11 protein-coding genes and 2 pseudogenes are annotated in these 9,187 nt (G+C 61.2%); 6 read left to right on the forward strand and 7 right to left on the reverse strand.

The genetic code is table 11. From position 1 onward, the window contains the following. On the reverse strand, nt 1-971 hold a 971-nt coding region (locus tag ACXJKO_RS26860), incomplete at its 3' end, for a histidine kinase (RefSeq protein ID WP_457094107.1). A gap of 214 nt (nt 972-1,185) precedes the next feature. Here ACXJKO_RS26860 and ACXJKO_RS26865 point away from each other — a divergent pair. From ACXJKO_RS26865 to ACXJKO_RS26875, 3 genes are all read left to right on the forward strand, one after another. Further along, on the forward strand, nt 1,186-1,665 hold the full coding sequence (locus ACXJKO_RS26865; RefSeq protein WP_457094108.1) for a fasciclin domain-containing protein: 480 nt from the start codon (nt 1,186-1,188) through the stop codon (nt 1,663-1,665). A 686-nt stretch (nt 1,666-2,351) separates the two neighbouring features. Beyond that, nucleotides 2,352-3,014 (forward strand): NADPH-dependent F420 reductase, encoded by a 663-nt coding sequence (locus ACXJKO_RS26870; protein WP_457094109.1) that lies wholly within the window; start codon nt 2,352-2,354, stop codon nt 3,012-3,014. Further along, on the forward strand, nt 2,999-3,187 hold the full coding sequence (locus ACXJKO_RS26875) for a cupin domain-containing protein (RefSeq protein WP_457094110.1): 189 nt from the start codon (nt 2,999-3,001) through the stop codon (nt 3,185-3,187). The genes ACXJKO_RS26870 and ACXJKO_RS26875 overlap by 16 nt, the downstream gene beginning before the upstream one ends. Nucleotides 3,188-3,445: 258 nt before the next feature. Here ACXJKO_RS26875 and ACXJKO_RS26880 read toward each other — a convergent pair whose 3' ends face one another. The 3 genes and pseudogenes from ACXJKO_RS26880 to ACXJKO_RS26890 form a co-directional block, all read right to left on the reverse strand. Beyond that, entirely contained in the window at nt 3,446-4,114 is a 669-nt protein-coding gene (locus tag ACXJKO_RS26880; protein ID WP_457094111.1) for a DsbA family oxidoreductase, read from the reverse strand. A 55-nt stretch (nt 4,115-4,169) separates the two neighbouring features. After that, a pseudogene (locus ACXJKO_RS26885) lies at nt 4,170-4,379 on the reverse strand (MFS transporter); the annotation flags it as partial. A 123-nt stretch (nt 4,380-4,502) separates the two neighbouring features. Continuing rightward, nucleotides 4,503-5,495, reverse strand: a complete 993-nt coding sequence (locus ACXJKO_RS26890) for an ABC transporter substrate-binding protein (RefSeq protein WP_457094112.1) — start codon at nt 5,493-5,495, stop codon at nt 4,503-4,505. Between the two features lie 721 nt (nt 5,496-6,216). On the opposite strand from ACXJKO_RS26890, the gene ACXJKO_RS26895 reads away from it, so the two are divergent. Together ACXJKO_RS26895 and ACXJKO_RS26900 are read left to right on the forward strand one after the other, a co-directional pair. Beyond that, on the forward strand, nt 6,217-6,483 hold the full coding sequence (locus tag ACXJKO_RS26895) for a hypothetical protein (protein WP_457094113.1): 267 nt from the start codon (nt 6,217-6,219) through the stop codon (nt 6,481-6,483). 34 nt (nt 6,484-6,517) lie between these two features. Next, a complete protein-coding gene (locus ACXJKO_RS26900) occupies nt 6,518-7,354 on the forward strand; it encodes an LssY C-terminal domain-containing protein (protein WP_457094114.1) in 837 nt (278 codons plus the stop codon). Nucleotides 7,355-7,385: 31 nt separating this feature from the next. Here the strand turns inward: ACXJKO_RS26900 and ACXJKO_RS26905 are convergent, their stop codons facing one another. Together ACXJKO_RS26905 and ACXJKO_RS26910 are read right to left on the reverse strand one after the other, a co-directional pair. After that, complete coding sequence (locus ACXJKO_RS26905) at nt 7,386-7,514, reverse strand: hypothetical protein (protein ID WP_457094115.1); 129 nt, start codon at nt 7,512-7,514, stop codon at nt 7,386-7,388. A gap of 105 nt (nt 7,515-7,619) precedes the next feature. Beyond that, nucleotides 7,620-8,312 (reverse strand): hypothetical protein, encoded by a 693-nt coding sequence (locus tag ACXJKO_RS26910; RefSeq protein ID WP_457094116.1) that lies wholly within the window; start codon nt 8,310-8,312, stop codon nt 7,620-7,622. 21 nt (nt 8,313-8,333) lie between these two features. Between ACXJKO_RS26910 and ACXJKO_RS26915 the strand changes: the two are divergent. Further along, nucleotides 8,334-8,564: pseudogene (locus tag ACXJKO_RS26915) on the forward strand (arylsulfatase); the annotation flags it as partial. A 423-nt stretch (nt 8,565-8,987) separates the two neighbouring features. Here ACXJKO_RS26915 and ACXJKO_RS26920 read toward each other — a convergent pair. Then, on the reverse strand, nt 8,988-9,187 hold a 200-nt coding region (locus ACXJKO_RS26920), incomplete at its 5' end, for a DDE-type integrase/transposase/recombinase (protein ID WP_457094117.1).

The following is a 9,187-nucleotide window of genomic DNA, read 5'->3' on the forward strand; positions in this document are numbered from 1 at the left end:
GTTCGGTACAGAGCAAGCCGTGCCCGCCTGCTGCCCGAGTGACGGTGAACGTTCGACAGCGCCTCCTGGGCGACCCGGTAGAGGGCGGTTGCAGTGGGACGAGGCAAGGGCTCACCGCTGTTCTCGATGCTGATGTCGACCTGAATGCCGCTGCGCTGAGAGAACCCTCGGGCGAGCCAGCTCAAGGCGGCCGTGAGTCCGACATCATCGAGGAGCGGCGGGTGGAGCAGATAGGACAGCGTGCGAACTTCTTGAAGGCTCTGCTCCGCCAGTTCGAGGGTCTCCACGAGGACGCGGCGGGCGGGTTCCCCCGCATCGCGCAGCCCCTCGTGCAGGCGCGTCGCGTTCAACGTGATGGCCAGGAGGTTTTGAGCCGTGGTGTCATGAAGCTCTCGTGCAATGGCGCGCCGCTCCTCGTCTTGCAGATGCATGAGGCGCCCGCTCAGCCGGGTCAATTCCTCCTGCGTCCGTTTAACCTCGGTAATGTCTTCATGCGCGATGACAATCCGGCGTGTCTGCGCCTGGTCCGGCCGGGTTACCCGAAGCTGGAACCAGCGTGGCCCCTGCGGGCTGCGGCAGGGATACTCCATCCGGAACTCGGAGCGGTCGCCAGCCATGATGTCCCGCAATGCCCCTGCGGTTCGCGAAGCATCCTTCGACACAGCGGCGGCCGCTTCGCAGACGGCCAAATAATTCATCCCGACTCCGTGGTTCGTGTCGGCATAGCCGGAGGCGTGGGCGAAGGCGCGCCAGGCCTGGTTGACCGCAATGATCGTTCCGACCTCATCAAGCACTGCGATATGGGCCGACAGGGCATCCAAGGTGGAGCGCAGCAATGCCTCCGCCTCCACGTCGGGTGCGATCAGGGTCGGCAGGCTGTGAGCCTGCGGTGCCCTTGTGATCGCGCGACGCCGTTTGCGGGATCTTGGATGCTCTACAGATGAAGCATCATCAGGGGTGAGATAATCCATTCTGGCCTCAAACTCGGCTGCGCGCCGCCGTTGCTTTAGGACATATGACAGATGTGCGTGGACTTCCCATGGCAATACGGAAGAATTGGGCTTCCTACGGTGATTATCCGGCTCTACTCAGGAAACTCCCGATGCAGAACAGTCGGGTTCCGGGCATATCCATCGAGGCTGGCGCCGATGAACCGACAAGGCGCAGCGATCAGAGGATAGAACAATGAACGCGAAGTATAGTGCTTATGCCATAGCTGCCATGCTCGTCGCGGCAAGTCCGGCCGCAGCGGCGGACATCGTTGAAACTGCTGTCTCCAACGGCAGCTTCAAGACGCTGACAGCCGCCCTTCAAGCTGCCGGACTTGTTGAAACGCTCAAGGGCAAGGGCCCCTACACGGTGTTTGCGCCCACCGACGAAGCCTTCAAGAAGCTTCCGGCTGGAACGGTCGAGAATCTCCTGAAGCCTGAGAACAAGGCCCAGCTCACGAAAGTGCTGACCTATCACGTCGTGGCCGGGAACATCATGTCCGGCGACCTCAAGGGTAAGACGACGAACGCCAAGACCGTCGAGGGTAGTGCCGTGCGGATCGATGCCAGCGGCAACACCGTCAAGGTAGGCGATGCGGTTGTCACACAGGCTGACGTCAACGCATCGAACGGCGTCATTCATGTGATTGACAGCGTGATCATGCCGAAGTCCTAAGGATCGGTAAAGCTTGGGGATGGCGGTGCGGCGCCATCCCGTACATTTAGGTGCTGATGATGTGGTTAATGCCTGATGCATTCTCACAAGGAAATGTCCGACTGTGGGACGGGGCGAGCCTTATCCCGAGTTCCTTGGGCACATGCAAAGCGACCTTCATTCAATCCGCTCGACGGTGCGCACTACATCCTGACGGAAACCGACATCGGCTACCGTTTGCACGCTGATGGCTGAGACCGGACCGGCTCACGGACGCGGGAAACTGTCTCTGCCGGGCGTGGTGTAGGCAGGCTCCTGGACTGGAGCAAAATTTCGTCCTGCGGCACGGGAAGGTCGTAAACTGGCACGAGGCGGACCTTATCGGGATTTCCGCATCAGCGGCATCAGCAGACCTTCATTGAGGTCACTCTACGTTATACTTTGACCCGCTGCGGAAGTTCCCACAGCAGAGGTTACAACTCCAGCCGGATGACCGTGCTGGGCCGGGGACGATAGGCAGGGCCCAGGCCATGAAGGTGGGCCAGTGCGTCGGCTTCATCGTCCGCGACAATGTTCAGCGATGGGGTCGCGCCCTACATTGTGTTCTGTGGTCTTGCCAACGCTGCGGGTTGGCCGGCATCCGGATCCGCAGAGATCCACGAGGGACAACACAGCGTCTGGACGACCGCATTCCAACGGAGGCAGACATGAGGATCGGCATCATCGGTGCAGGGAATATCGGCGGCAATCTGACCCGTCGCCTCACCGCCCTCGGGCACGAGGTCTCGGTGGCCAACTCTCGGGGACCTGAGACGCTTGCTTCCCTGGCGCAGGAGACAGGCGCCAAGGCAGTTTCGGTCCCTGAGGCGGTGCGCGACAAGGATCTCATCGTCGTCACAATCCCTGAAAAGAATGTCCCAGAACTGCCAGCGGGATTGTTCGATGGAGTCGGCTCTGACCCAGTCGTCATCGACACCGGCAACTACTATCCGCAGCAGCGCGATGGCCGCATCGAGGACATCGAAAACGGCATGCCCGAAAGCCGGTGGGTCGAGCGGCAACTGGGCCGGCCGGTCATCAAGGCGTTCAACAACATTTATGCCCAGCACCTGCTCGAGCGTGGCCAGCCGCGAGGCACATCTGCCCGCATCGCCCTGCCGGTCGCGGGGGATGATCCTAAGGCCAAGGCTGTCGTGCTTCAGCTTGTCGACGACCTTGGGTTCGATGGCATCGATGCCGGGGGACTAGACGAGTCCTGGCGGCAGCAGCCTGGAACACCCGTGTACGGGACTGATCATGATGCCGAGGGCGTCCGGCGCGCCCTGTCGGACGCCGGCCCGGAGCGTGGACCGGAATGGCGTGCCAAGTAGGCGGGCAAGCGGAGATATGGATCGAGGAGGAGCGCGCTATCCTGACCGCCGGGCAGCCCATGATCGTACCGGCGGGCCATCGACACGGCTTTCGTAATATCAGGGAAACGACCCTCCATATCGAGGCGGTCTTGGCCGGGGCGCTGGTCGGCCCGGTCACGCAGCGGGATTGATCATCGCGACAGGTGCCGCAACCCGGCTCTAGCAAGGCGCAGGAGCGCCGTGCCGGGTCGGGGCGGGTTCGCAAGTTGGACGATCCGGCGCCGAACCCGTCTTCAATGGGAAGGGCAGCTATGGCACTCCTGGGACCTGCGCCGGAGGACAGCCATCCTCGCAGAACCAGACGTTCCCCAAGGCTGGCCAATTTCACTGCCCGACCCGACCTCCAGCGACGTCCGTAACCCTCGATTCCGCTCGAATTCCACCCCTGGTCAGGCGCCGGCCGAGGCTTGCCCAAGCTCGGCGGCTATGCCGCGCAGCGCCTGCTCGAAGGCATCAGCCGGCTGACCGCCGGAGATCAGCCATGTCCCGTTGATGACGATAGCTGGGACCGATCGAATGCCGCGGGAGATCCAATCCCGCTCGGCCTCGCGGACCTCCTCGGCATAGCGCCCCGACGCCAGGATCTCGCGTGCCTCATGCCCATCGAGTCCGGCCGCGACGGCCGCATCCACCAGCACCCCATGCTCCGACACGTTCGCGCCGTCCGTGAAGTTCGCCTTGAACAGCGCGAGCTTCAGCTCGCGCTGGCGCCCGATCGTCCCGGCCCAGTGCAGCAGGCGGTGAGCATCGAAGGTGTTGTAGATCCGGCTCTCCTCCGACATGTTGAACGTGAAGCCGACCTCGGCCCCGCGTGATCGGATCATCGCGCGACTGGCAGCCGACTGCTCTGCCGTGGAGCCGTACTTCTCCGCGATATGCTCCATGAGGTTCTGCCCTGCTGCTGGCATGCCCGGATTGAGCTCGAACGGCTGGAAGGTGATGTCGGCCTCCACGGCGCCGGCCGCATTGGCCAGCGCCTGCTCAAGCCCCCGCAGGCCGATGATGCACCACGGGCAGGCCACGTCGGAAACAAAGTCAATCTTCAGGGGCTGAGGCATGGGGCTGCTCGTTGTCGTTCGTGGAAATCGGATTGTCGCGGGAATGCCGAAATACCACAGTGCTGCCCCTCATGTCGCGGATCCAGGGAGCGGAACTTTTTGAGATGAAGCCCCCGCAGTTACCCACGCAATTGATCGCTGCGAGGCCAGCGGCCGCCGGAGGACCCGCCAAAAACTTCGATGGTAGACTCCACAGTACGGGCTGGGCCGAGAAGTTGCCCGCCGCAGTATCGCACATGAAGACGAACTTCAGAGTGCTGCTGGGTGTGTAGACGCTGATGCCCGCATCCCACCGTTGGCGGGTCTCCTTACGGCCACGGTCAGGGGTGTAGCGTTGTTAAACCGGGTCAGATTTCGAGCTTTTGTTGGGTTAATGGGGTTTAGTATCTCACTCGATTACCTCGTCGGCACGGGCCACAATCGATGATGGGACAGTTAAGCCAAGTGCTCTGGCCGTCTTCATGTTGACGACCAGTTTGAACGTCATCGGTTGCTCGACTGGAATATCAGCAGGATTGGCTCCCTTGAGGATCCTGCTCACGTAGACCGCGGCACGACGGATAGGCGCCAGGTAATCCGGGCCATATCCGATCAGACCACCATCAGCGACGCGAGTGGGATCGGTAAACATCGTAGGAATACGGTGCTGAGTTGCGAACTCTGCAATCTGGCGCCCGCTGACAGACATGACTCCGCCGCGGAGGATGAGCAGGGCGTCGACATCCTTGCTGACCGGCATCGCGAGTACGTTCTGGAGTTCCTCAGATGTTCGCACTGGGATTGAAACAACCTCAAGGCCGGCTGGAGCCGCCACGCTCTGAACTGCCTCAAAGGCGTTCCTGCGCGGTTGCGGGTCCGGATCTCCCGTATCAATTGGCGTCCAGAGGAGGGCAAGTCGCTTGATCCTGGGGAGCATCTCCTTGAGCAACTCGATTCGCTTGCCAAACAGGTCCCGACCACTACTCGATGCGCCGGTGAAGGAGCCGCCCGGCCGCGCCAAGCTTTGAACGAACCCGAGGCCCAGCGGGTCGAAGGTGAGGCCCATGACCACAGGGATTGTTCCGGTCTTGCCTTTAAGCGCATAGGTGGTTGCGGTGTTTGCGGAGACAATGAGGTCGGGCTTGAGCGCAATGATCTCGCTGACAAGAGCAGGAAGATGCTCATTTTGCCCGATTGCCGAGCGCACCTCGATATGGATGTTTTGCCCATCAACATAGCCGAGGCCGCTCAATTCCTCACGAAGGATACCGACAACAGACCATGGCTCGGGAGGATCGGTGTCCAGTACAATGACGAGTGGGCGTTGTGTCTTTCCTGATGCTGAAAGCGGCAGCATGAGTACGGCTAGAGCGAAGGTGAGACAAACCACAACCAGCCGCATGATCTCCTCCGTCAATCATGGGTCGAGTGTATGATGCTCCTTCCGGCCGACGACGTCTATCGTACTGCATCTCCGGATTGCTCGGTCGAGGAATGAGGCCAGACGGCTTAGATCCTTAAGCCTCTCGGCCGGCCTCCGGCAGGTTCGGTGCCGCAATGACGAGGATATCCGGCGCTAGCACTTCACGGCTCGCTCGTTCGACGGGTTAGGATTCGGTTCGGGGTCCAACGAAGGCTTTCAGCACTGAAGCCGCAAGGATCCTGTTCTGGCACTGGGCCGACTTAAGCCAAAGGTCTGCATGGGAGGAGTAAAGTGGACCTTCATGAGGTTCGCTCTAGGCTACACCTTGACCCGATGCGGACTTTTCGTTCTTGCGAACAAGACACATCCCCAGAACTGCCTGGCTCAACGTCGTTGTGGGCCAGCCTGGAGCAGTTCAGCGTCAGCCTCCGGATAAACATCTGTTCCGAGGGCACGTCCGCCTTTATGGGCATCCCGCTCCCGGGGGCCTGCCGGGCCCTTGAGGATGCCCTGAACAGCAGGCCTTTTCCATGCAAACGAATGGATCCTTTCCTGATGTTTTCAGGGTCTGCCTCTGGCAGTTTCAGGGTTTTGCCGAGGTGGTTCTGGCGAACGAAAGGTGTATCCTGCCTTGGCACTTGGACGCATGGCCGGCGGCAGCCCAAGACGGGGCTGGCATCCTCATTTAGGAGGCATCTCGATGCGCCGTTATCTCGGACTCGTCACCCTTAGTGCGCTGATCGCCACAGGTCCCGCTCTGGCGCAGGAAAGCAATCGACCGTTTACGCCCTCGGGCGAGGTTCAGATCCCGTCCGGGACAGCGATTGATCGAATGCTCGACAGCAATACGGTGCCGCCACCGGACAAGGAATTCTCGGCCGATGATGCGAAAGCCATCCAACAGATGGATCAAAGGGCCAAGCGCATCGATCAGGAGGTCAAAAAGGGCATCTGTACAGACTGTTGATCACCGCCGCGCCAATCATGACGGAGTGGAGATCGTGGGATTGCTGAGCCGCCTTCTGCAACGCCTCATCATCCTTGGGCTGGGCATCTTCTCCGTCTGGCTGATTGTCTTCGTCGTCTTCGACACAGCCGACCGAAGGCTGCCCTGGATCCTGGCCGTGGGCCTCACCTATGCAATCGGCGCCTATGTCATTCTCCCGTGGGTCATTCGCATGGGCCTCAAGCTCCTCCATCGGAAACGGGTGCCCAGCTTCACGACAACAGGCGACGGCCTGCCAGGTGATCCCGTCAACGTGGCGCTCGTGGGAACACTCCCACAGCTTCGCGCAGCGTTCAAAACTCTTGGCTGGTCGGAAGCCGACCGACTGGACCTGGCCAGTTCCTGGGGCATGATGCGGGCCTTCGTGTTCAACTCGCCCTATCCCGCGGCGCCGTTTAGCACCCTCTATCTGTTCGGACGTGGCCAGGACGTCGGGTTTCAGAGGGCAATCGACAACAGCCCTCGCAAGCGCCATCACATCCGGTTCTGGTCCTTGAGCCTCGTGCGAGCCGAGAGCACGTGGGCAAGGGGATCGGCAGCCTTCTGGCTGAATACCGACCGTCCACCGGATGACGAACGTGTTCTCTGGGTTGGGGCGGGCACGAGAGACACGGGTCTGTCCCTGACCCGCCTGACATTTCAGATCACCCACGCTACGGACTCGGACACGAATGTCGAGCGCGACTTCATCATCGCCGYGCTGGAGAACATTGGAGCCGTCGGGGCGGTGAAAGTGTATCAGGCCGGCCAATGTCTCGCCACGGAGCATGTCAACCACTATACCTCCGATGGACAAGTGACGTTGGCGAACCTTGTGGTCCAGGCCAACTGACCCGACTTGCGCTGCTTCGACGAGATGGTTCTCAGGACACCGCTCGGCCTCGAGCCTTGATGATCTCCGCCACTTCGATGAGGCAGTTCACCACCTCGATATCCGCCATCTTGAAGATCGTGCGCCAGAAAGCCTCTTCAGGGTCGTACAGGCCAGCCAAAAATAGGGTTCCTTGCCCATCTTTGGGATCCAGCTTTTTCGAAGCCAGTTGGAACCGTCGGTTTGAGGGCGTGGCGTGCCGGATCCTACGTCAGCGCAAAGGTCCTTATTCGTTGCCGCAGGGCGAATACGGGTAATAGCCGCACTGATTTGGTATGACGTACGAGTTATAGGCCGCACTTGCCGTTGAGTCTCTCGCTCCCGCGTACCAAGCGCCGTGATAGACAGGAGCATGCCAGTAGGCGCTGCGGGCACCTCTATAATCTCCGGCACGATCGAAACCGCCGCCGAAGCCGGCGAAGTGATCGATGAACAGTGCCGCCGGTCCGCTCGCTCCGGTGAGATCGCCTTCCAGCACCGCCACATCGAAGGTGAGGTTGCTGCCCTCGAGCTTCGGCGACTTCAGCGTCACGACGGCATCGCGGACTTTCGAGCCATCACCGCCCAAGACCGACACGGTGGCGTTGGGCGGATCCACGGCGAAGTTGTCCTTGCCCTCGTCCCATTGCATGATGAACTGCTCGGTCACCACGTGGCCCGCGGCGCGAACGGGCCGATCGGCGAACACGATTGAACTCGGTGACACACCGGTCAAGGTCAGCTTAGTTCCTTCGAGCTTCGCGCCGGCCGCGTTGAGCACGGCAAGCGACGGCACTGGACCTGTGGGCGTGACCCGGCCGATGGTCTTGGTCAGCGGCATGGACGGCCTGCCGTCCGCGTCCTGCGCGAGCACGCTGCCCACTGTCGCGCACAGGACGCCAGGCACTAGGATGAGGCTGGCTAACGGCTTGCTGAGCATGGCGAGAACTCCCTTTCGTCTTTCCAACGGACGCCGTCGATCGGAAGCCAGTGCCTGAACGATCTCGGCGGCGGCTACATGAACGACTTCTATGCCCGCGAGTTCTAACGCTTCGTCTCCGTCCAGCAGGAGGTCGCGAAGCTGGCAGCTACGGCGATCGACTATCCGCCGATGCAGGACCCGGCTTCGTTCAACCTGGAGGCAGTGAAGCGCCAGGTTGAGCAGGCGATCCGCAACAAGCCGGGCAACTGAATGAAGCGAGGGGTGGGCGAGGATTTGCCCGCCCCGATCAACGGGCCCGATCCCTTGCGAATTGGCTGTCGTTCCCCGAACCAGGTTGACCCAGCGGACATTCATCGAGACTTCGGAAGCGGTGGGCGTCACCTCTGGCTTGCGATGGTGCCGTGCCAGGACGGATGTAACCCCGGCAGGCCTGTTCCTTCATTTGCCTGACGATGCGAGCGCAGTCTGGTATCCGATCAGCCCAGGCCGTTGGCTGGCGTGGCAGGAGGAGATGAGATGGACCCTGACCGTTCACGCCGGAACCTGGATTATCTCTTCATGGACGCTTGTGCTTTCGGTGATGGGAAGCCGCGTATGCAGCCTCACGAACTACTGCAGGGTCCCGTTGCAACGCCTGACGCAGGTCAAGCGAAGGCCGGACAAGGACGCAGGCTACGCGACTGGGCTGAATAGGGTAGCAATGAAGTCGCGCTGAGCGCCCATGTCCTTGGGTGGTACACCGATGATCTGTCCCTTGCGGATCATTGCCATCGCCTCATAACCAGAAAGCGTCTGCGCGGCGGACGTGACGCTCTTGAAGCCCAGGCCTGGCCGGACCAGGCGCTTGATACGCCGGTGATCCTGCTCAATGA

It is taken from the genome of Microvirga sp. P5_D2 (genome assembly GCF_054049475.1).